The following is a 22,939-nucleotide window of genomic DNA, read 5'->3' as shown; positions in this document are numbered from 1 at the left end:
TTTTAGTCCTTTTAAAAGAGGTTTAAAACCGTTTTAACTTCTATCCGCCTCAAATAGCACAAAATCGTCCGTGCCCGTTTTCGGCAATACCGCATACTCCGCCTCGATGACGTTTCCGCCCAAATGTCCCAGCTCGTCCCAAACCGCAGCCTGTTCCAAAGCCGGATTGACTTCCGCGTTTGCGAGCTTGATTGCATTTTCCGCCCGCTTGATTTTGCCTTTTCGGCGTTTTTCCGCCAGTTGGTCGATACGAGCCGTCGGGAAAGCCTCGCGGGTATTGCCGTTGGCCTGCGCCTTAGTGATAAACTTGCCGTCCATATCAAACACATTGACCGCCGACGCATCGCTCAAATCGTAGCTGACCCGTACCTCGTCCTTGTGATACTCCGCCAGCTCAGTTGAGAAATAAGAGTTGTTGAACAAATCCAGCCAACCGCGCTGTACCTTTCGCACCTCTTGCGGCATAAACATCGTCGCCAGTTCTTCCGCCGACAACATATCCGGCGCGATACCGTCCTGTTCCAGCCTCATTTCCCGATAAGCCTTCGGCGTATAATGCCCGCCGTCAGGATGTCGGGGCAGCTCGCCGTGCGGGCGGTTGTTGTATTCGTCGATACACTTGACCACATCCGCGATAAAGCGCGACCAGCTCGGCAGTTTTTTCAAATATTTCTGTTGTTCCTCCGTCAATTCCTTGCCTTTTTCCCAAGCGTTAAAAGCACTTTCCATCTTGCGGTACATCAGGTTCTTCGTGCTGCTGTCCATCCCCGCGCCCGCAAACGTCTCATACTGCCGCGCCATCTCAATAAGATTGTCTTTCCACCATCGCTCAATGATGCCGCGTCCTTGCGGATTGCCCGCGATACCCGTTTCATGCCGGATACCAAGTCGGGACGTAATACCCGTGATTTCATGGTCTATCGTCTTGCCGGTTTGGCCGCCGCCGTTATCCGAGTAATAGATAATAGGCAAACCAAAATGCTTGACCCCGATACGCAGAGCGTCCGATACCGCCACACAACTTTCAGCCAACGAAACCGAAAACCCAACCACAAACCGCGTACAACCATCAATAATCACCGTCACTTCCGGCTTAAACGGCCTGCCGTGTACCGGATGAGCCACCTTCGCCTTAAAGCTGTGGCCGTCGCCGATCCAAACATCGTTCGGCTTCAAAGCCCCCCAATCACGTTTCACATAAGGCAGCAGCGATTTATAAGCTGCCCCCGTTTTCCTGCCGCGCTCCTGCATAATCAACGGGAGCTTGTCCCAAACGCGCCGCACCATACTCAAGTTAGGCACATCATTGACCGGCATATTTTCCGCTTCCGCCCACTGCACAAACTGGCGGTAGCTGTGTGCCAGTTTCGGCGCTGACGGGATATTGTGAAACTGCATAAACATCGGCAACCAACCGTAGCTCTCAATCGGCTTAACCACCTTCGTCGTCTTCGGAGCCAAAGCAACCAACCGCTCTGTCGCGTTTTCCGCTTTCAAATAAGCAGAAATCCAGCCGTCTAAAGTACGTTCGCCAACCTTTGCCGACCGGCTGCGGTCATTGGCCTTTTCCAAATTCCCTAGCGTGACCGCGTCCAATTTACCTTCTGCCAGCAAGCCCAAAAACTGAGCCACCGCAGCCTTCGCAGAGCAACCGTATTGATATTTAATCCCCAACACCGCCGCCACCACCGCACATCGCGCATCCGCCACCGACCGTTGTTTCTCGTTCAACAGCTTGGCCGCTTCAGCCAGTGCCTGAGCCGACATCGCCGTCCCCGGTCTGACTTGGGGCAGGGTTTTCGGCATCTTCTCCGCCAGCTCGTCCGACTGCCGTTTCATGATGGCTGCTCGGATTTCGGCAGGGAGGGAAGCGATTAAGTATTTTTTCAGACGGCCTCCACGCGCTTTGCCAACTTCTTCGATGTACGGCCAGCCTTGTGTCTTGGCTCGCTTCTCAATCGCCTGTCTTGATACTTGTAGATTTGGCAACCGTAAATTTGCGAGTTCTGATGATGAAAGACTATCTGTTTGCATATAAAACTCCACTTATCCCGCTTTTAGTTCATTTGTAATCATTTGCATGATTTCTTTTAAACATCTGCGTATAATTAGTGCGAAGCACTTAATACTGGCTTGAAATTACGTTCTTCATAGCGTGTCGGCCAAATTACTTCAGGTGGGACGCCTATTGCATCTGCAATGATTTTTTCTCCTTTCAAATAAGGGAATTGCAATGCGCCTTTCAATGTATTTGGTGACAAGCCGGATGCAACACTAAGAGCTCTTACTGACCAACCACGTTTTTTGAGTGCTGCAACAATATCTGCGCGGTGCCAATCTGCGTTTTTTTGTACCATTTCACTTACTCCATACGTTAAACCGTTTTTCTAACCGTTTGTTCTTGGTTGATTGAATAATATATGCAACCAGATAATATGTAAAGCGGTTGCATAGAGAAAAATATAAGCTTTCGCTTAGGTTTTCTGTATGTTTTTGTTTATTAAACGAATTAATTTTATGCAACAAAATACATTTAGTTGCATAGAAAGTTGCATAGATATTTTTATGTATGCAACCACATATAGAGATAACTTATGAATACTTTTAAAGAAAGATTGACCTACTTATGGCGCGATAACCCAAAGCCTGCGGTTATTGCAAGAGATATTGGAATGAGCCCGCCCGGATTTAACCGGATTTGGTATAACGACGGCCTTCCAAACACTGAAACCCTTATAAAGATTCAAGAATCTACCGGGTGTGATTTGAACTGGCTGCTGACCGGCAAAGGCTTACCGTATCTTGATAAAGCCAGACCAGAAAACGCCGGGGCATTCTCTGTAAGCAGAAATTCTGATGGAATTACTGACACTATGGGCAACCCTGTCGACTTGTCAGAGTTTGTATTCGTGCCGCGCTACAACGTAGCCGCAGCAGCAGGGTATGGTGCACCGGTCTTCGGCGAAGAACCTTTGTTCTGCTTGGCTTTCCGGAAATATTGGATTGACAACTATGTGACCAAACAGCCGGAAAAGCTGTCTGTAATTACCGTTAAAGGCGATTCAATGGAGGGTGTGCTCAATCATGGGGATTCCATTCTCATCAATCACGCCGAAACCGACCCGCGTGACGGCCTATATGTCTTGCGTATAGGCAATGACCTCTTTGTCAAACGTGTGCAACGTATACCGGGCAAACTGCTTGTAACGTCTGAAAATCCACGTTACGCACCGTTTGAAATAGATTTGAGTAATGCCCAAGACGACATCGCCATCATAGGCCGTGTTGAGTGGTATGGCCGGAGTATTGATTAAATCCATTTTAAAAACCTCTTAAAACAGTTTTAAAAATTCCCTAATCTCGTCAGCTTTAAACAGAAAACCGCGCATTCCGGCGCGGTTTTGTGAAAAAGCTGGCGTAACTTTTCCGGATACAAAAAAACGCCGAAATCCACATCTTTCGAAGATTTCAGCGTTTTTTTACTCTATTTGTTCCTTGTGCAAAAACTAACAGTCCCCCACACTTTAGTCTATTGAAACAATAGATTAAATATCCAATTCTGCCGTATCGCCTTCTTTTTCCATCCATGCGCGGCGGGCAGCGGCTTCGCCTTTGCCCATCAGTTTGACGAAGATATCGCGTGTTTCGTCATCTGCACCTTCTGGGATTTGCACCTGCAACAGACGGCGGGTGTCGGGGTGCATGGTGGTGTCTTTGAGCTGGTCGGGGTTCATCTCGCCCAAGCCTTTGAAGCGGCTGATGGAATAAGCAGTTTCTTTGACGCCTTCTTTTTGCAGTCGCTCCAAAATGCTGTCGAGTTCGTTTTGGTCGAGGGCGTAGAATTTGCGGGCGGGTTTGCTTTTGCCTTGTGCGTTGACATCGACGCGGAATAGCGGCGGCTGGGCGACGTAGATGTGTCCGTCGGCGACTAGTTTCGGGAAGTGGCGGTAGAACAGGGTCAGCAGCAAAACTTGAATATGCGAGCCGTCCACGTCGGCATCGGACAGGATGGCGATTTTGCCGTAGCGCAGGCCGCTTAAGTCGGGATTGTCATTGATTCCATGCGGATCAACGCCGATGGCGACGGAAATATCATGGATTTCGGCGTTACCGAAGAGTTGGTCGGGGTGGACTTCAAAGCTGTTGAGCACTTTGCCGCGCAGGGGCAGGATGGCCTGTGTAGCTTTGTCGCGGGCAAGTTTGGCAGAGCCGCCGGCAGAATCGCCTTCGACGAGGAAGAGTTCGTTTTCGCGAATGTCTTCGCTTTCGCAGTCGGTCAGCTTACCGGGCAAGACAGCGACGCCGCTGCCTTTTTTCTTTTCAATCTTTTTAACCGAACGCATCCGCGCTTGTGCCTGACGGATGGCGAGTTCGGCGATTTTTTTGCCGTAGTCCACGTTTTGGTTCAGCCACAATTCCAAAGGATCGCCCGATACAGTGGCAACGAGTTTCAGCGCATCGCGGTTGGTCAGCTTGTCTTTGGTCTGACCTTGGAACTGCGGGTCGAGGACGCGGGCGGAGAGGACGAAGGCGGTTTTGCTGAACACGTCGTCGCTTTGCACTTTCACGCCGCGCGGCAAGAGGTTGTGCAGATTGATGAAGTTGTTGACGGCGTTAAACACGGCTTGTTTCAAGCCTGCTTCGTGCGTACCGCCCAGAGGGGTGGGGATGAGGTTGACGTAGCTTTCGTTGGCACACGAGCCTTCTTCCAGCCAAGTCAGGGCAAACGCGGCGCCTTCTCCGATACTGAAATCGCCGTTGTGGCCGTCTGAAATGTAGTTTTCACAAGAGAAGATAGGCACGGCTTCTTGCGCGTCGGCAATGAGGTCGGTCAGATAGCTTTTCAAGCCGTCTGGATAGTGCCAAGTTTGGGTGTATGTTTCGTTTTCGCCTTTAACCGGACGGGTCAGGGAAACGCGTACGCCCGGCAACAAGACGGCTTTGGCGCGCAATAGGCGCTCGAGTTCGGGAATGCTGTAATTCGGGCTTTCAAAATATTTGCCGTCCGGCCAGACGCGCACTTCGGTGCCGCTGTCTTTGACGGCGCATTTGCCCACTTCAGTCAATGACTCAATGACGTTGCCACCGGAAAAGACGATGCGGTGGACTTTGCCTTCGCGTTTGACCGTTACTTCAAGGCGGGTGGAAAGGGCGTTGGTCACAGATACGCCGACGCCGTGTAGGCCGCCTGAAAAGGCATAGGCGCTGCCGCCGTCTTTTTTGTTGAACTTGCCACCTGCGTGCAGACGGGTGAAGACGAGTTCGACTACGGGTACGCCTTCTTCAGGGTGCAGGCCGACGGGAATGCCGCGGCCGTTATCACGGACGGAAAGCGAACCGTCTTCATGAATTTGCACGTCGATTGCAGTTGCAAAACCACCTAACGCCTCGTCCGCCGCATTATCAATTACTTCCTGACAGATATGGGTCGGGCTGTCGGTACGGGTGTACATGCCGGGACGTTCTTTGACCGGCTCCAAGCCTTTGAGGACGGTAATGCTGGATTCGCTGTATTGATTGTTTTTAGCCATAGGAATAATGTAAAGGCCGTCTGAAAAGATGAAAAACAACGCTTTCAGACGGCCTGAAAGCGTTTGGGTTATAGGTTTTCTATTGGATTGCGACGGATAAAGTCTTCATAGCTTTCTATGCCGCGCAAGAAACGGGAGAGTTCGGTCAATGCGTCCAAATACACGCCGCGCTTGAAGTCGATGACTTCGTCAACTGGCGCCCAGTATTGGTGCCAACGCCAGCCGTCGAATTCAGGATGGTGGCAGGCGCGGAGGTTGACGTCGCTGTCGCGGCCGACCAAACGCAAAAGATACCAAATCTGTTTTTGTCCGCGATACGAACCGCGCCATTCGCGCCGCACCCAGTGGCTGGGCACGTCATAACGCAACCAGTCGCGCGTACGGCCAACGATTTTGATGTGTTGCGGCAACAGGCCGACTTCTTCGTACAATTCGCGGTACATGGCGGTCTCAGGGCTTTCACCCGGCTTGATGCCGCCTTGCGGAAACTGCCATGAATGTTCGCGTACGCGTTTGCCCCAAAAGACTTCGTTACGTTCGTTAATCAGGATAATACCGACATTGGGGCGATAGCCTTCTCTGTCTAACACGGTGTCGCCCTTCATTAAATTTAATCGTGCAATTTTCCCACAAATTGGACGGTTTTGACAAATCTTGAGGCCGTCTGAATAAGCACACAGTTTTTCCAGACGGCATGAAACCGTTTCTCAAAAAATGTTGTTTATGAATAAAACCATAGCTTCAGGCCGTCTGAAAAGGGAGAATTTTTTCTGCTTTAAGGTCTTGCATTCAAAAGCTTTTTGCCGTTTAATGCAAACCTTGCTGAATCAAGGGCAAAGGACACATGCCGGCCGCCCCCACAGTTTCCCTTTTGTAAGTGGCATCTGCCACCGCTGCAATATTTTTACCTCCCGAACAAAAGGTCTGAAACCATGAAAAAATCTTTGATGGCGGCGGCAATCTTGAGCCTCGTCTTGACTGCGTGTAGCGGCGGAAAAGAAACCGCCGCAGAATCTTCCGCATCTCAAACTTCCTCTCAAACGGATAAACTCAATATCTACAACTGGTCGGATTATGTCGATCCTGCCACGCTGTCTGCGTTTGAAAAAAATACGAATATCAACGTCCGCTACGATTACTACGACAGCAACGAAGCGCTGGAAGCCAAGCTGCTGACCGGCAAGTCGGGTTATGACCTGGTTGCGCCTTCTATTGCCAATGTCGGCCGCCAGATTAAAGCCGGCGCGTATCAAAAAATCGACAAATCGCAAATTCCCGATTACGCCAATATCGATCCCGATTTGTTGAAAATGATGGAAACCGTCGATCCAGGCAACGAATATGCCGTCCCTTATTTCTGGGGTATCAATACGCTAGCGATTAACAAACAGCAGGTTCAAAAGGCTTTAGGTACGGATAAGCTGCCTGAAAACGAATGGGATTTGGTGTTCAATCCTGAATACACCCAAAAACTGAAATCCTGCGGCATCAGCTATTTCGACAGCGCCATCGAGCAGATTCCTTTGGCTTTGCATTATTTGGGCAAAGATCCGAACAGTGAAAACCCTGACGACATCAAAGCAGCTGTCGATATGATGAAAAAAGTGCGTCCCGACATCAAACGCTTTACCTCGTCCGGCTACATTGACGATATGGCGGCCGGTAATCTTTGCGTATCGGTAGGCTACGGCGGCGACCTCAATATTGCCAAAACCCGTGCCAAAGAAGCCGGAAACGGTGTCGAAGTCGAAGTATTGGCGCCGAAAAGCGGCGTCGGTATCTGGGTGGATTCGCTGATGATTCCGCGTGATGCGCAAAATGTGGCCAATGCACACAAATATATCAATCACACGCTCAATCCGGAAACAGCGGCCAAAAACGGCAACTATGTGACTTATGCTCCTGCCAGCCGTCCGGCGCGTGATTTGATGGATGAAAAATATACTTCTGACGAATCGATTTTCCCAAGTAAAGAGTTGATGGAAAAAAGCTTCATCGTCTCTCCCAAGTCAACTGATGCGAGCAAACTCAGCGTTCGCCTGTGGCAGGCTTTGAAAGCAGGGCGATAATTAAAATTGAAATTTGGATACTCAGGCCGTCTGAAACAGTTTTTCAGACGGCCTGAGTGTTATAATTGTCAACACTTTTCAAATATCCTATCAGGAGAAACAGCGTTATGAACAATTCAGTCATCACCGTCATCGGCAAAGACCGTGTGGGCATTGTGTACGACGTTTCCAAAATTTTAGCGGAAAACCAAATCAATATTCTCAACATCAGCCAACAGCTGATGGACGATTTTTTTACCATGATTATTTTGGTGGACACTTCAAAATGCATCAAATCGCGTCAAGAGGTTTTGGATTTGTTTGCGGAGGAGAGCAAAAAACTCGCGCTTGATATCCGTATGCAAAACGAAGAAATTTTCCAAGCCATGCACCGTATTTAAGTCGGAGGAAGAGCCATGAGTATTCAATCCGGCGAGATTTTAGAAACCGTCAAAATGGTGGCCGACCAGAATTTTGACGTGCGCACCATTACCATCGGTATTGATCTGCACGACTGTATCAGCAGCGATATCAATGTGTTGAACCAAAACATTTACAACAAAATCACCACTGTCGGCAAAGACTTGGTGGCAACGGCAAAATATCTGTCTGCCAAATACGGCGTACCGATTGTGAATCAGCGCATTTCCGTTACGCCGATTGCTCAAATCGCCGCGGCCACCCATGCTGATTCTTACGTCAGCGTGGCGCAAATTTTGGATAAAGCTGCCAAAGCGATAGGCGTGTCGTTTATCGGCGGCTTTTCCGCGCTGGTGCAAAAAGGCATGTCGCCTTCGGATGAGGTGCTGATCCGTTCTATTCCCGAAGCGATGAAGACTACCGATATCGTGTGCAGCTCCATCAATATCGGCAGCACGCGCGCTGGTATCAATATGGATGCGGTCAAGCTGGCAGGCGAAACCATCAAACGTACGGCTGAAATCACGCCCGAAGGTTTCGGCTGCGCTAAAATAGTCGTGTTCTGCAACGCGGTGGAAGACAACCCGTTTATGGCGGGTGCGTTTCATGGTTCGGGCGAAGCAGATGCCGTTATCAATGTCGGCGTATCCGGCCCGGGTGTCGTAAAAGCCGCGTTGGAAAATTCAGATGCAACGACATTGACCGAAGTTGCGGAAGTTGTGAAGAAAACCGCTTTCAAAATTACCCGCGTGGGCGAACTTATCGGTCGCGAAGCCTCAAAAATGCTGAATATCCCATTCGGTATTCTCGACTTGTCATTGGCACCAACTCCTGCCGTCGGCGACTCGGTGGCGCGCATTCTTGAAGAAATGGGCTTGAGCGTCTGCGGTACGCACGGCACGACAGCGGCTTTGGCCTTGCTGAATGATGCCGTGAAGAAAGGCGGCATGATGGCTTCCAGCGCGGTCGGCGGTTTGAGTGGCGCGTTTATCCCTGTTTCGGAAGACGAGGGCATGATTGCCGCAGCCGAAGCCGGAGTGCTGACGTTGGACAAACTCGAAGCAATGACCGCTGTCTGCTCAGTTGGTTTGGATATGATTGCCGTTCCCGGCGATACGCCTGCTCATACCATTTCCGGCATCATTGCTGACGAAGCCGCCATCGGCATGATCAACAGCAAAACCACTGCCGTACGCATTATTCCGGTAACCGGTAAAACCGTCGGTGACAGCGTCGAGTTCGGCGGCCTGTTGGGCTACGCGCCTGTTATGCCGGTCAAAGAAGGTTCGTGCGAAGTATTCGTCAACCGAGGCGGTAGAATCCCGGCTCCGGTTCAATCGATGAAAAACTGATTGGATTGATAAACAAAAGGCCGTCTGAAATTGATTTTCAGACGGCCTTTTATTTTCGCAGGCTGATTATTTAAACATATTTTTAATAATGCCCATTACGCTGCGGGAAATGGCGTTGGTTACTTGGCGGTTGATTTGGCTGCCGATGGCGTCGGCAACGTTGTAGCCTAAACCTTGGCCGGATTTTTTACGTCCTCCGCTCAAACCGCCGATCAGTCCGCCGAGGATACCGGGATCGGCATTGGCAGCCTCTTTTTCTGCGGCTTTTTGTGCTTTTTCCTGCTCTTTGGCGACATTTGCGGCTTCTTTTTCAGCGGCAGCCTGGCTGTCTGCTTCGGTCAATGCTTCAAAAGCGGAGTAGTTGTCCACCATGTCTTTGTAGGTCGGATACAAGTCGTCATTTTGGAACAAGCGGTTGCGTTCCTCTGCGGCAAGCGGGGTTAAGGAAGATTGCGGCGGCAGGATGAGGGCGCGTTCTACCGGCTCGGGCATACCTTTTTCATCAAGGAAGGAAACGAGGGCTTCACCGACGCCGAGTTCGGCAATCGCTTCAGCAACTTTGATATTTGGGTTGCTGCGGAAGGTTTCGGCAGCGGCTTTGACTGCTTTTTGGTCGCGCGGTGTGAAGGCGCGCAGGGCGTGTTGCACGCGGTTACCCAGTTGGCCGAGAATGGTATCGGGCAAGTCGAGCGGGTTTTGGGTAACAAAATATACGCCCACGCCTTTGGAACGGATCAGGCGCACGACTTGTTCGATTTGTTCGACCAACGCATTGGCGGCATTGTCGAACATCAAATGCGCTTCGTCGAAGAACATCACGAATTTTGGTTTGTCCAAATCGCCGACTTCGGGCAGGGTTTCAAACAACTCCGCCAGCATCCACAGCAAAAACGCGCTGTACATACGCGGAGAGCGCATCAGTTTTTCGGAGTTGAGGATGTTGATGATGCCTTTGCCGTTGTCGGTTTGCATCCAGTCTTGCAGGTTGAGGGAAGGCTCGCCGAAGAATTTTTCTGCACCTTCGTTTTCCAAAGTCAGCAGTTGGCGTTGAATCGCGCCGATACTGGCGGCAGAAACGTTGCCGTATTGCGTGCGGTATTCCGAAGCGTGGTCGGAAACGTGTTTCAACATGCTGCGCAGGTCTTTTAAGTCCAGAATGTGCCAGCCTCTGTCGTCGGCAACTTTAAACACGAGGTTGAGCAGGCCTTCTTGCGTGTCGTTCAGATTCATCAGGCGCGCCAAAAGCATAGGGCCCATTTCTGAAACGGTTACGCGTACGGGAATACCGGTTTCTCCGTAAACATCCCAAAAGCGCACGGGGAAATTTTGCAGCCAGTGCTCGCCCAAATTAAACTCGGCGATGCGTTCGCCCACTTTGCCGCTGTTGGTACCGGCTTGTGCGATGCCTGACAAATCACCTTTGACATCGACCAAGAATACAGGGACGCCTTCGCTGCTGAAGGCTTCCGCCATGCGGCGCAGGGTAACGGTTTTACCCGTACCGGTCGCACCGGCGATCAAGCCGTGGCGGTTGGCCATTTTGCCTTGGATTTCGAGCGTTTTCCCGTCGGCACGCGCAATTTGAAATGTAGTCATGATTATTCCTTAGAATCCGTGATGTGAAACAATTTGTTGTCTTAAAAAACAAGCATTTTAACGTTTGCGGCAAGGGGATTCAACCAAGCAAAGTTTCAGACGGCCTTAAGTTTTGCAAAGGTTTTTTTGCAGTGATTGGACAAGGTTGAAATCTGCTATAATTCCATCCAATCCGCAACCGTCTGACAAGGCGGTTGTTTTCTTTGTTTTTTGAATATTTTTTACGAAAGCGAAAGTCGGAATGACTGCACAACAAGCCCCTTTGGGCGAAAAAACCATGGCCGTGCTGATGGCGATGTTGGTCGCGCTGATGCCGTTTTCTGTCGATGCCTATCTGCCTGCGATTCCCGAAATGGCGAAGTCGTTGGGTTCGGACATCCACCGCATTGAGCAAAGCCTGAGCTTTTTTATGTTTGGCGTGGCGTTTGGTCAGGTGGTCGGCGGTTCGGTTTCGGATATTAAAGGTCGCAAACCTGTCGCCTTGGTGGGCTTGAGCATTTACTTTGCCGCCGTTATCGGTTTGACGATGGTGAATAATGTCGAGCAGCTGCTGAACTTGCGTGCCGTGCAGGCGTTTGGCGCGGGGATGACCGTGGTGATTTCCGGCGCGATGGTGCGCGATTATTATTCCGGACGCAAAGCCGCGCAGATGTTTGCCTTAATCGGCATCATTCTGATGATTGTGCCATTGATGGCGCCGATGATTGGTGCAGGCTTGCAGAATTTGGGCGGCTGGCGCATGATTTTCGGCTTTCTGGCCTGCTATTCGCTGCTGCTTTGGGGTTTGATGTGGTATTTCCTGCCCAAGCCGCACCAAAAAGGCAAAATCAGCATGGACGTGTTCGGCGTGGTGGCAGGCAGGTTTAAACGTGTTTTGAGAACGCGCGCCGCGATGGGCTATCTGTTTTTCCAAGCTTTCAGTTTTGGTTCGATGTTTGCCTTTTTGACCGAATCGTCGTTCGTGTACCAAAATCTGTATCATGTTTCACCAAACCAATATGCTTGGATATTTGCGCTCAATATCATTACCATGATGTCTTTTAACCGCGTTACCGCATGGCGTTTGAAAACCGGTACGCATCCGCAAAACATCCTCAAATGGGGCATTATCGTCCAATTTTCCGCCAATCTGCTGATGACGGTTTTGGTGTTGTCGCTGTCTTTGCCGCCTTTGTGGGCTTTAGTGCCATGCGTGATGTTTTCAGTTGGTACGCAAGGCTTGGTCGGAGCGAACACTCAAGCCTGCTTTATGAGCTATTTCAGCGCAGAGGGCGGCAGCGCAAATGCCGTTTTAGGCGTGTTCCAATCCCTTATCGGCGCATCGGTCGGCATGGCAACGACTTGGCTACATAATGGTTCCGCCTTGGTGATGGCCGGTATGATGTTGAGTTCGACCGTATGCGGTATCGTGCTGTTGTGGGTTTGCTCGCATCAGGCTTGGATGGAAAACGATAAAAAAGAATATGTTTAACCTTCGGGCCGTCTGAAAAACGGTTTCAGACGGCCTCAACACTATATTGAAGAAATTAACCATGAGTACCAGCAAACAACGCCCCATCGGCGTATTCGATTCCGGCGTCGGCGGCTTGACCAACGTTCGCGCCCTGATGGAACGCCTGCCGATGGAAAACATCATCTATTTCGGCGATACCGCACGCGTTCCCTACGGCACCAAATCCCGTGCCACCATCGAAACCTTTGCCATGCAGATTGTCGATTTCCTACTGGAAAACGATGTCAAAGCACTCGTCATCGCGTGTAACACTATTGCCGCGGTTGCCGGACAGAAAATCCGCCAAAAAGCAGGCAATATGCCCGTATTGGACGTCATCTCCGCCGGTGCGGAAGCCGCTTTACAAACCACCAAAAACAACCGAATCGGCATTATAGCGACCAATACCACCGTCAACAGCAATGCCTACGCGCGCGCCATCCATTCGAAAAACAACGACACGCTGGTGCGCACACAAGCCGCGCCCCTGCTTGTGCCATTGGTGGAAGAAGGCTGGCTCGATCACGAAGTTACCCGCCTGACCGTGCGCGAATACTTGAAGCCGCTTTTGGCCGACGACATTGATACGCTGGTGTTGGGTTGTACCCACTTCCCACTGCTCAAACCGCTTATCGGCTGCGAAGCACAAAACGTTACCTTGGTCGACTCCGCCATCACCACCGCCGAAGCCACCGCCAAAGCCTTAGCGCAAGCAGGTTTGCTGAATACAGAAAACGACAACCCGGATTACCGCTTCTATGTCAGCGACATCCCACTGCGTTTCCGTACCATCGGCGAACGCTTCTTAGGCAGAAGTATGGAGCAGATTGAAATGGTAACGTTGGGTTGATGGGAAATATTAAAGGCCGTCTGAAATTTCAGACGGCCTTTGCTTTATAGCAAACTCGAAATTTAAGCCACGAAATCCAAACCTATATCCAACGAGCGGCTGCTGTGGGTCAGATAGCCGAGGGCGATGCCGTCCACGCCGGTTTGTGCCACGCGCTTCAGGCGGTCGAAGCCGATGCCACCCGATGCTTCGCAATAGATGGTGTGTGTGTGGACGGTTTGTGTGTGGCAGCGGTTTGCCGCTTCTTTCAAGGTTTCGTCGTCCATGTTGTCCAGCAAAATCCGTTCCGCGCCAGCCGCGATGGCTTCGTCCAGTTGTGCCAACGTGTCCACTTCGATTTCCACGCAAGTCAACGGTCCGACCGCCTGCTTCGCTTGCCGAACGGCTTGGGCGATGCTGCCGCAATAGGCGAGGTGGTTGTCTTTGATGAGTACGGCGTCGTCCAAGCCCATGCGGTGGTTTACGCCGCCGCCTGCCCTGACGGCGTATTTTTGCAGGACGCGAAGCAGTGGGATGGTTTTGCGGCTGCACACGATGTCCACATTGTAACCAGCAACTTCGGCTACTGCATGTGCGGTGGCGGTGGCGATGCCGCTCAAGTGCGTAAGATAGTTGAGCGCGGTGCGTTCGGCAGCGAGCAGCGCGCGGGCGTTGCCTTCGACGGCGGCAAGCATCTGACCTGCGCGGACAGCTTGCCCGTCTTGGATTTCTGCTTGGAAGCGGACGGACGGATCCATCGTCTGAAAGGCAAGGCGCGCCAAATCCATGCCTGCTATTACGCCGTCCTCACGACTGATCAGGAAAAGTTTGGCGGTTTTGTCGGGAGCGATGACGGCTGCGGACGTAATATCGCCTCGCCTGCCTAAATCTTCGCTCAAGGCTTGTTCTACCATGGGGCGCAACAGGGTATCGGGTAGAGGTAGAAGATTATTCTCAGACGACATGAAGGTTCCTTTGTTGAAAAATTGATATTGCCCAATGGGGCAAAATTTAATTTGAGGCCGTCTGAAAATCAGTCAGCGGCTGCCCAGCGGTAGTCCGATATCAGAAATCAGCTGATCGGGCAGAACGTCATCTCGGAAGCGGTAAAGCTGCGCAGGACGGCCTTTACTGCCTGATACGCCGGTATCCGACGGCTCGATGAGGTTTTGCTGCTGAATCTGGCGGCGGAAGTTTTGCTTGTGCAGCAATCTGCCGCTGATAGCTTCGACGCTGTTTTGCAGTTGCAGCAGTGTAAATTCGGGCGGCATCAGTTCAAAAATCACGGGACGGTATTTGATTTTGGCGCGTAGGCGGGATAAGGCTGTCGCCAGTACGCGGCGGTGGTCGTGGCACATAGGCTGCCCCGTGAGTGCGAAGTTGAAGTTTTCCTGAGGCTCGGCTGCTTCCGCTATCAGGCCGCTTTCATACAGCATTTCATAGCGTTGCAAAACGTATTCTTCCGACCAATTTTCAGGTTCTACCCCCCAGCACAAATGAATGCGCTTGAGCCGCTTCTGGCGCACTTCCTCCGTATCCGCCAAGTTTGCCCAAATGCGCAGGCGGCTGACGATGGTATCGCGCAGCCCGCCGTCGGTGCGCAAATCTTCCCACGGGAAATAGCCGTAGCAGTCCTGCCATTTCGCGTCGGGGTGCAGGATGCTGTCGGCTGCCTCGCGCACCAGTCCCAAATAGCTGACGTACAAGACAGGCATGCCTTGCTCGTTTTGACGGCGCGTATCTACAAACGTATAAAGCTGTTCTACATAGCCCATAGGCTGCGATGTCTGTTTGGCAACCCACATCCTAACCCCTGCCTGCAAGGAGTGGCGAAGCGGTGCAAGCAGGCCATTGGGTAATAGCTCTCCTTTGGCAACTGTCAAAACCCTCAAGCTGCCATTTGTAATGGCAATCAGTACAGGAACAAGCTCGACGATACTTTGCGTATTGGCTGCTGTTTCAGGATAGGCATCCATGCGTGGCTTTCATTCAAGAGAAAACCTTATTGTAAACCAAAGCGGTTTTCAGACGACCTTGCATATTATACTCAAGTTGAGCATAATATAAAAACTATTTCAAAATATAAACGGCAAACCTTTATGCCGTCTGAAAAAACAGCCACAAGGAAACATCATGCAAACCGCCGCCCGCCGCTCGTTCGACTACGATATGCCCCTCATTCAGACGCCGACTTCTGCCTGCCAAATCCGTCAGGCGTGGGCGAAGGTTGCCGACACGCCCGACCGCGAGACGGCAGGCCGTCTGAAAGATGAAATCAAGGCTTTGCTGAAGGAGAAAAACGCGGTCTTGGTGGCGCATTATTACGTTGATCCGCTGATTCAGGATTTGGCTTTGGAAACAGGCGGATGCGTGGGCGATTCGCTGGAGATGGCTCGTTTCGGTGCGGAACACGAAGCCGATACATTGGTGGTGGCAGGTGTGCGCTTCATGGGCGAGAGCGCGAAAATCCTCTGCCCTGAAAAAACGGTGCTGATGCCTGATTTGGAAGCGGAATGTTCTTTGGATTTGGGTTGCCCGGAAGAGGCGTTTTCAGCGTTTTGCGACCAACACCCCGACCGTACAGTCGTAGTGTACGCCAACACTTCCGCCGCCGTGAAAGCGCGTGCCGATTGGGTTGTAACGTCTTCGGTGGCGTTGGAAATCGTGTCGTATTTGAAATCGCGCGGCGAAAAACTGATTTGGGGACCCGACCGCCACCTCGGCGACTACATCCGCCGCGAAACGGGCGCGGATATGCTGCTGTGGCAGGGTTCGTGCATCGTTCATAACGAATTCAAAGGGCAGGAATTGGCGGCGTTGAAGGCGGAACACCCCGACGCGGTGGTGCTGGTTCATCCCGAATCGCCGCAAAGCGTCATCGAACTGGGCGACGTGGTCGGCTCGACCAGCAAACTGCTCAAAGCCGCCGTATCTCGTCCCGAAAAAAAATTCATCGTGGCGACCGATTTGGGCATCCTGCACGAAATGCAAAAACAGGCGCCCGACAAAGAATTTATCGCCGCCCCGACGGCGGGCAACGGCGGAAGCTGCAAAAGCTGCGCGTTCTGCCCGTGGATGGCGATGAATTCGCTGGGCGGCATCAAATACGCCCTGACAAACGCACATAACGAAATCCTGTTGGACAGAAAGCTGGGCGAAGCCGCCAAACTGCCTTTGCAGCGTATGCTCGACTTCGCGGCAGGACTCAAGCGCGGGGATGTGTTCAACGGTATAGGCCCCGCCTGATTTGCCGTCAATATTGCCGTTTCAGACGACCTCTCAAACAAGGACAACACCATGCAAACCGATTGCGACGTATTGATTGCCGGAAACGGGCTGGCGGCACTGACGCTCGCCCTGTCGCTGCCTGAGTCGTTCCGCATCGTCATTTTGTGCAAAAACCGGCTGGACGACACCGCCAGCCGTCATGCGCAAGGCGGGATTGCGGCGGCGTGGTCGGGAGAGGACGATATCGAAAAACACGTCGCCGATACTTTGGAAGCGGGCGCAGGTTTGTGCGACGAAGTCGCCGTCCGTACCATCTTATCGCAGGGCAAACCGGCAATCGAATGGCTGCTGGCGCAGGGCGTGGCGTTCGATCGGAATCATAACGACCTGCACCTGACGCGCGAAGGCGGGCATACCTGCCGCCGAATCGCCCATGTCGCCGACTACACGGGCGAAGCCGTCATGCAGAGCCTGATTACCCAAATACGCCGCCGCCTGAACATCCGCGTTTGCGAGCGGCAGATGGCGTTGGACGTTCAAACCGAATCAGGCGCAGCGTGCGGACTGACCGTCCTCGACTGCCGAACGCAAGAAATCGACCGCATCCGCGCCCGCCATACCGTACTCGCAGGCGGCGGCTTGGGACAGATTTATGCCGCCACCACCACGCCGCCTGAATGCACGGGCGACGCCATCGCCATGGCGATACGCGCAGGCTGCGCAGTCGAAAACCTCGAATTTATCCAATTCCACCCCACAGGCTTGGCAAGGCCGTCTGAAAACGGCCGCACCTTCCTGATTTCCGAAGCCGTACGCGGCGAAGGCGGCATCCTGACCAACCAATCGGGCGAACGGTTTATGTCGCATTACGACCGCCGCGCCGAACTTGCGCCGCGCGACATCGTTGCCCGCGCCATCGCCGCCGAAATCGCCAAACAAACGCAAGACTTCGTCTCGCTCGACATCAGCCATCAACCCGCAGCGTTCGTCCGCCGGCATTTCCCGTCCATCCATCGGCACTGCCTATCCCAATGCGGTTTGGACATCACGCGCCAAGCCATCCCCGTCCGCCCTGTGCAACACTACACCTGCGGCGGCATCCAAACCGACCCCTGCGGCAGAACCTCCCTGCCGCAGCTCTACGCCTTGGGCGAAACCACCTGCACAGGGTTGCACGGAGCCAACCGCCTTGCCAGCAACTCCCTGCTCGAATGCGTCGTTACCGCCAGACTTGCCGCCCAAACCATCGCGGACGGACAAGCATTCCAAGCCGTACTGTCCCAAAGATCGTCTGAACACCCCTCCGCCGAAGCAGACACCTTTTCAGACGGTATCCAAAGCGCATTCAGCCGCCCCGTCCTGCAAGCGTTCAACCAACGCCATCTGGGCATTCTCCGCAACGATACCGGCCTGCGCCGCGCCATCGCCCAACTGCAGCTTTGGAAGCAAAACCAAGCCGAGCCGCACACCGCGTCTGAATACGAAAACCGCAACCTGCTCGAATGCAGCCTCGCCGTCGCCCAAGCCGCATACGCTAGACGGCAAAATATTGGCGCGCATTTTAATAGTGATTGTTAAGGTTGGCTGGTTAGAAAAAAATCGTTCAAATAAATTTGAATAGCATGGTTGAGAAATTGGCATTCAGTTTTTAGGGTTGCGTAAGTTGGGTTATTATTTTGTTCTAAAAGCAGAAAGACCGTCTGAAATATTTTTCAGACGGCCTTTGACTTCCTTAATATTTTATCTGCCTGACTGTTTCCACACGTTTTGCAGGTAGGCGTAGGTCAGCTCGGCGGTGTCGGACACCAGCGCGATGTCGCTGCCCAAGTCTTCGGCTTTGCCCACGCCAATAGGCAAGGCGCCGGCGGCTTTGATGGCGGCGACGCCGGCGGCGGCGTCTTCGATGCCGATGCAGCAGCGGATGTCCGCGCCCACGCCCTCGGCGGCGGCGAGGAAGATGTCGGGGGCGGGTTTGGAATGTGCGACGGCGGCAGGGTCGGCAATGGCGTCGAAGAAGTGGGTCAGCCCCATGCGTTCGAGCAGGAACGGGCCGTTTTTGCTGGCAGACGCAAGGGCGATTTTTTTGCCGTTTGCCCTCAATGCTTCCAGCAGGGGCAAAATGCCGGGATACACGTCTTCGGGTTTGACTGCCTGAATCATTTCGACGTAGTTGTCGTTTTTACGGCGGGTCAGTTCGGCGAACTCGGCTTCGCTGACGGTTTTGCCGCCGTGCGCGAGGATGCGTTTGAGCGAATCGTCGCGCGACACGCCTTTGAGCTGCTCGTTAAACTTGCGGTCGATGCTGATGCCCAGTTCTTCGGCGAGCTTTTTCCATGCGCGGTAGTGGTATTCGGCGGTGTCGGTGATGACGCCGTCGAGGTCAAAGAGCACTGCGGTAAAAGTCATTTTGCGCCCTCCTTATTTTTCCAACGTGACAGTGTGGCTGCTGTTGAGCGTGATGTCTTTGCCGTACACCTGCAAATCGAGCGGTTCGCCTTTGAGCAGGGTGAAGACGACGTTTTCTTTGCCGACGGCGACTTTAATCAGACGGCCGCGGTAGTTGATATGGAAGGCGTAGCCTGTCCATGCACTCGGCAGGAACGGTGCGAAGCTGAGTTTGCCGCCCCAGGTTTTCATTTGGGCGAAACCTTGGACGATGGCGAGCCACGAGCCGGTCATGGAGGTGATGTGCAGGCCGTCTTCGGTATCATTGTTGTAGTTGTCCAAGTCCAGGCGGGCGGTGCGCTGGTACATTTCCACGGCTTTTTCTTCTTTGCCCAGTTCGGCGGCGAGGATGGAGTGGATACATGGAGACAACGAGCTTTCATGAACGGTCATCGGTTCGTAGAAGTCGAAGTTGCGGCGTTTTTCGTCGATATTGAAACGGTCGCCGAAGAAGTAGATGCCTTGCAATACGTCCGCCTGTTTGATGAAGGGCGAACGCAGGATTTTGTCCCACGACCATTTCTGGTTGAGCGGCAAATCGTCGGGCGAAAGCGCGGACACGGGGCGGATGTCTTTGTCGAGGAAGCCGTCGTGCTGCACGAATACGCCGAGTTCTCCGTCATGCGGACGGTACATATTCGCGCTGATGTCCGCCCATTTTTCCAACTCGGCGGCACTCACGTTCAAATCCGGACGCGGGTATTTCGCCAAGGCTTCGTGGGTGTAATCCAATACCCATGCAGCGAGGGTGTTGGTGTACCAGTTGTTGTTGATGTTGTTTTCGTATTCGTTCGGGCCGGTTACGCCGTGAATCATGTATTTGCCGTTGCGTTTGGAGAAGTGGACGCGGTCCGCCCAGAAGCGGGACACTTCGACCAAGACTTCCAAGCCTTCTTTGGCAAGATAGCTTTCGTCGCCGGTGTAGTTGGTGTAGTTGTAGATGGCGTAAGGAATCGCGCCGTTGCGGTGGATTTCCTCGAAGGTGATTTCCCATTCGTTGTGGCACTCGATGCCCGTAAACGTCACCATCGGATAGAGTGCGCCTGCCAAGCCTTGTTCGCGCGCGTTGTGTTGCGCCTGCGGCAGTTGGTTGCGGCGGTATTGCAGCAGGTTGCGGGTAACTTCGGGTTCCGCTAGTGCGAGGTAGAGCGGCACGGCGTAGGCTTCGGTGTCCCAATAGGTCGCGCCGCCGTATTTTTCGCCGGTAAAACCTTTGGGGCCGATATTCAGGCGCGCGTCTTCGCCGTAGTAGGTGGAGAACAGTTGGAACAGGTTGAAGCGGATGCCTTGTTGCGCTTCGTCGCTGCCTTCGATGACCACGTCGGCGATTTCCCAACGGTGCAGCCAGCCTGCTTTGTGTGCGTCCAGCAAGGTTTCAAATGCAACGCCTGCGATTTTTTCCGACAAGGCGCGACCTGCGGCTTTCACTGCTTCCAAGCCCTGATAATCGCGGCTGGTAGTAACAATCACGCGTTTTTCAAAGGTTTCGGGCGTGCTGCCGACTTCGGCTTGGAAAGAATTAGAGACCTGCCAGTCGGTTTGGCTGTCGCTGAGAGCTTTGAAGCTGCCGGCGAAGGTTTGCTCGGCGTTGACGATGAATTGTTCCACGCCGAAAGGGTTGGCAACGGTTTGGGTGGCAATGTAGGAGAGGCCGTCTGAAACGCCTTTGTCCAATACCTGCCAGAATTTTTCTTCGTAGTTGGAGTCTTCGTTTTTCACGTCGGCGTCGATGATGGAATCGATGCGGACTTGGTGTGTTTTGCCGTCGACGGATACGGCTTCCCAGCGGATGACCGCCAGCTCTTTTTGCGCGACGGACAGGAATTTGCACACATCGAAACACACGCCGAATACGGTGAACGAGCGGCGCAACACGCCGTGCTGCATATCGAGTTCGACGGAGAAGCCGGCAACGTCGTTTTTCGCCAAGTCCACTTCCTGCCCATCGACAAAGATTTTGACTTTGCTGAAATTGAGCGCGTTGATGGCTTTGCCGAAATATTTGGGGTAGCCGTTTTTCCACCAGCCGACGCGGGTTTTGTCTGGGAACCACACGCCGGCGATGTAGGTGCCCAAGTGGCTGTCGGCGGAATAGGTTTCCTCAAAGCTGCCGCGCATACCCATATAGCCGTTGCCCAAGCTGGTCAGGCTCTCTTGTAGCCGTTTGTGTTCTTTTTCCAGTTTTGCCGAACGCAGCGTCCAAGGGCTGATTTCCATGATTCTTGTATACATTTATGAAGCTCCTGTTATTAAAATTGTAAGTTCGGCAAAGGTTTCAGACGGCCTTTGCCGATGGTATTGATGGATTATTCGCCGTGGGTCTCTTTAATCAGACATACTGAGAAGGCTCCCAGCAGCAAGATTGCGCCTGCAACCAAGAACATGGTTGCCTGATGGCTGCCCAGCATAGGGAAGAGGATAAAGCTCAGCAGGGAGGCGACGATTTGAGGCATACAGATAGAGCCGTTAAACAGGCCCAAATAAGTACCCATGTGTTTGCCTGAGAGGGCATTGGTCACAATCGTCAAAGGATAGGTAATGATACCGGCCCACGCAATACCGATTAAGGTATAAGACAACACTAGCGCGTATTGATTGCTGATGAAGAAAACGGAGAAGAAACCAAGCGCACCCAAAGCCAAGCAACCGAAATAACCGACTTTATGGTATTTATTCGGTACTTTTGCCAGAATAAACGAGCAGATGACGGCAGCAATGGATTGTACCGCCGCCAAAACGCCGTACCAGTTGCCTGCTTCTTGGTAGCCTACAGAGGAGGCATCAGTTGTCTGCCAAACGTTTTCCGCAATCGCGCCTGCCGAGTAAGTCCACATATATTGGAAGGCAAACCAGCAGAAGAATTGTACCAAAGTAACCGTCCAAAACGCTTTAGGCGCGGTTTTCAAAAGTTCGAACCAGTTGGCTTTTTCCTGATTCGCGGCGACATCGATGCCGTGATAGCGGGCGTAGGTTTCCGGATCGTATTCTTTGACTTTGAAGATGGTGAACGCACTGGTAATAATCAGCAACGCTGCGCCCACATAGAATGCTACGACCACGGTCTGCGGCACGACGCCTTTTTCGGCCGTGTTCGCCAAACCGATATACGCAAACACAAACGGCAGAATCGCCGCCACAACCGCGCCCGTATTCGCTAAGAAACTTTGAATCCCGTAGGCGTAGCTTTTCTGCTCCTCGTTGACCATATCGCCGACCATCATTTTAAACGGCTGCATTGCCATATTGGAGGACACGTCCAACAGCGCAATCATCAGCGCGCCAAACGACAAAGCCGCCAAAGAAGCGTAGCCAAAACCGAAGCTGCCCGAGTTCGGCATCAGAATCATGACGATAACCGCAATCAGCGTGCCGTAAAGCAGATAGGGCAGACGACGGCCGCCCAGGCGTGGCATCCAAGTGCGGTCTGAGTAGTAGCCCACAATCGGCTGAACCAACATACCGGCTAATGGCGGCAGAATGAAAAACCAGCCCAAATTATGCGGGTCGGCGCCTAAAGTTTGAAAAATTCGGCTCATTTGTGAGCTTTGCAGGGTAAAGGCCGTCTGAACGCCGAGATAGCCGAAGCTCAGCATCCAAATCGTACTTTTTGCCAGTGACGGCAAACCTTGTTTTGCTGTTTTTTGCGTATTTTCCGACATGAGGTAAATCCTTTATTTGAAAAGTATTTTTATTGAGAAATCTGAAAGGTTCCTTGGTGTGGTGTTCTCTGTCGTTATTGTTTGTGTGCGTACTTTCAAGGATATAGGTGCATTTTATGAAGCGCGCCGGATGTTGGCAATGTTTGTTCAAAGATAAACTGGCTTAAATCAAATTTTTTACGGTTTCGTATTGAAAATTTTGGAGACTGAAGGCATTGGTTCGGCTCGGTGTATATTTTGATCTTATTTCTATTTTCAGATGGCATTTGAACAAGCAAGTATTTGGGCAATAGGTTAAAATGGGCCGTCTGAAATTTGTTTGACGGAAACGAGAAAACT

19 protein-coding genes are annotated in these 22,939 nt (G+C 52.3%); 9 read left to right on the top strand and 10 right to left on the bottom strand.

The features are described from left to right. Window positions 1-33: 33 nt before the first annotated feature. Together ACTHTG_RS08255 and ACTHTG_RS08250 are read right to left on the bottom strand one after the other, a co-directional pair. A complete protein-coding gene (locus ACTHTG_RS08255; RefSeq protein ID WP_308538421.1) occupies window positions 34-2,034 on the bottom strand; it encodes a transposase in 2,001 nt (666 codons plus the stop codon). A 74-nt stretch (window positions 2,035-2,108) separates the two neighbouring features. Continuing rightward, on the bottom strand, window positions 2,109-2,357 hold the full coding sequence (locus ACTHTG_RS08250; RefSeq protein ID WP_039862369.1) for a helix-turn-helix domain-containing protein: 249 nt from the start codon (window positions 2,355-2,357) through the stop codon (window positions 2,109-2,111). A gap of 237 nt (window positions 2,358-2,594) precedes the next feature. Between ACTHTG_RS08250 and ACTHTG_RS08245 the strand changes: the two genes are divergently transcribed. Further along, window positions 2,595-3,314: a S24 family peptidase gene (locus ACTHTG_RS08245; RefSeq protein WP_004520485.1), complete on the top strand. Its 720-nt coding sequence runs from the start codon at window positions 2,595-2,597 to the stop codon at window positions 3,312-3,314. Window positions 3,315-3,545: 231 nt separating this feature from the next. On the opposite strand, the gene parE is transcribed toward ACTHTG_RS08245, so the two are convergent. Both parE and ACTHTG_RS08235 read right to left on the bottom strand, forming a co-directional pair. Beyond that, window positions 3,546-5,531: a DNA topoisomerase IV subunit B gene (gene parE, locus ACTHTG_RS08240; RefSeq protein WP_004520486.1), complete on the bottom strand. Its 1,986-nt coding sequence runs from the start codon at window positions 5,529-5,531 to the stop codon at window positions 3,546-3,548. A 68-nt stretch (window positions 5,532-5,599) separates the two neighbouring features. Next, window positions 5,600-6,136, bottom strand: a complete 537-nt coding sequence (locus ACTHTG_RS08235; RefSeq protein WP_004520487.1) for an RNA pyrophosphohydrolase — start codon at window positions 6,134-6,136, stop codon at window positions 5,600-5,602. A 118-nt stretch (window positions 6,137-6,254) separates the two neighbouring features. Here ACTHTG_RS08235 and ACTHTG_RS08230 point away from each other — a divergent pair, with 118 nt between their 5' ends. The 4 genes from ACTHTG_RS08230 to ACTHTG_RS08215 all read left to right on the top strand — a co-directional run bounded on the left by ACTHTG_RS08230 (window position 6,255) and on the right by ACTHTG_RS08215 (window position 9,351). Further along, window positions 6,255-6,467, top strand: a complete 213-nt coding sequence (locus ACTHTG_RS08230) for a hypothetical protein (RefSeq protein ID WP_440362642.1) — start codon at window positions 6,255-6,257, stop codon at window positions 6,465-6,467. Further along, window positions 6,464-7,600 (top strand): polyamine ABC transporter substrate-binding protein, encoded by a 1,137-nt coding sequence (locus ACTHTG_RS08225; protein ID WP_004520489.1) that lies wholly within the window; start codon window positions 6,464-6,466, stop codon window positions 7,598-7,600. Before ACTHTG_RS08230 ends, ACTHTG_RS08225 begins: the two co-directional genes overlap by 4 nt. Before the next feature lie 107 nt (window positions 7,601-7,707). After that, entirely contained in the window at window positions 7,708-7,980 is a 273-nt protein-coding gene (locus ACTHTG_RS08220; RefSeq protein ID WP_204789055.1) for an ACT domain-containing protein, read from the top strand. A gap of 15 nt (window positions 7,981-7,995) precedes the next feature. Continuing rightward, window positions 7,996-9,351 carry a PFL family protein gene (locus tag ACTHTG_RS08215; protein ID WP_440360628.1) on the top strand — a complete coding sequence of 452 codons (1,356 nt, stop codon included), beginning with the start codon at window positions 7,996-7,998 and terminating at the stop codon, window positions 9,349-9,351. A gap of 66 nt (window positions 9,352-9,417) precedes the next feature. Here ACTHTG_RS08215 and ACTHTG_RS08210 read toward each other — a convergent pair whose 3' ends face one another. Then, a complete protein-coding gene (locus ACTHTG_RS08210; protein ID WP_285071011.1) occupies window positions 9,418-10,947 on the bottom strand; it encodes a helicase HerA-like domain-containing protein in 1,530 nt (509 codons plus the stop codon). A 241-nt stretch (window positions 10,948-11,188) separates the two neighbouring features. On the opposite strand from ACTHTG_RS08210, the gene ACTHTG_RS08205 reads away from it, so the two are divergent. After that, entirely contained in the window at window positions 11,189-12,418 is a 1,230-nt protein-coding gene (locus tag ACTHTG_RS08205) for a multidrug effflux MFS transporter (RefSeq protein ID WP_440360627.1), read from the top strand. A gap of 61 nt (window positions 12,419-12,479) precedes the next feature. Further along, window positions 12,480-13,289, top strand: coding sequence for a glutamate racemase (gene murI, locus ACTHTG_RS08200; protein WP_049343929.1), 810 nt, complete (start codon window positions 12,480-12,482; stop codon window positions 13,287-13,289). Between the two features lie 62 nt (window positions 13,290-13,351). On the opposite strand, the gene nadC is transcribed toward murI, so the two are convergent. Together nadC and ACTHTG_RS08190 are read right to left on the bottom strand one after the other, a co-directional pair. After that, a complete protein-coding gene (gene nadC, locus ACTHTG_RS08195) occupies window positions 13,352-14,233 on the bottom strand; it encodes a carboxylating nicotinate-nucleotide diphosphorylase (protein ID WP_440360626.1) in 882 nt (293 codons plus the stop codon). Between the two features lie 72 nt (window positions 14,234-14,305). Continuing rightward, window positions 14,306-15,244 carry an NUDIX hydrolase gene (locus ACTHTG_RS08190; protein ID WP_070607558.1) on the bottom strand — a complete coding sequence of 313 codons (939 nt, stop codon included), beginning with the start codon at window positions 15,242-15,244 and terminating at the stop codon, window positions 14,306-14,308. Between the two features lie 157 nt (window positions 15,245-15,401). On the opposite strand from ACTHTG_RS08190, the gene nadA reads away from it, so the two are divergent. Further along, entirely contained in the window at window positions 15,402-16,514 is a 1,113-nt protein-coding gene (gene nadA, locus ACTHTG_RS08185; protein ID WP_070607555.1) for a quinolinate synthase NadA, read from the top strand. 51 nt (window positions 16,515-16,565) lie between these two features. Then, entirely contained in the window at window positions 16,566-18,074 is a 1,509-nt protein-coding gene (nadB, locus tag ACTHTG_RS08180) for an L-aspartate oxidase (RefSeq protein ID WP_070607552.1), read from the top strand. A gap of 162 nt (window positions 18,075-18,236) precedes the next feature. Here the strand turns inward: nadB and pgmB are convergent, their stop codons facing one another. The 3 genes from pgmB to ACTHTG_RS08165 all read right to left on the bottom strand — a co-directional run bounded on the left by pgmB (window position 18,237) and on the right by ACTHTG_RS08165 (window position 22,600). After that, a complete protein-coding gene (gene pgmB, locus ACTHTG_RS08175) occupies window positions 18,237-18,902 on the bottom strand; it encodes a beta-phosphoglucomutase (protein ID WP_440360625.1) in 666 nt (221 codons plus the stop codon). A gap of 12 nt (window positions 18,903-18,914) precedes the next feature. Continuing rightward, entirely contained in the window at window positions 18,915-21,173 is a 2,259-nt protein-coding gene (locus ACTHTG_RS08170; RefSeq protein ID WP_440360624.1) for a glycoside hydrolase family 65 protein, read from the bottom strand. Between the two features lie 74 nt (window positions 21,174-21,247). Further along, window positions 21,248-22,600 carry an SLC45 family MFS transporter gene (locus tag ACTHTG_RS08165; protein WP_308538419.1) on the bottom strand — a complete coding sequence of 451 codons (1,353 nt, stop codon included), beginning with the start codon at window positions 22,598-22,600 and terminating at the stop codon, window positions 21,248-21,250. Window positions 22,601-22,939 lie beyond the last annotated feature (339 nt).

This window comes from Neisseria sp. P0017.S009 (assembly GCF_051957375.1).
In the GTDB taxonomy this organism is placed as follows: Bacteria; Pseudomonadota; Gammaproteobacteria; order Burkholderiales; family Neisseriaceae; genus Neisseria; species Neisseria perflava.
This window is presented reverse-complemented; position numbering and strand designations above follow the sequence as displayed.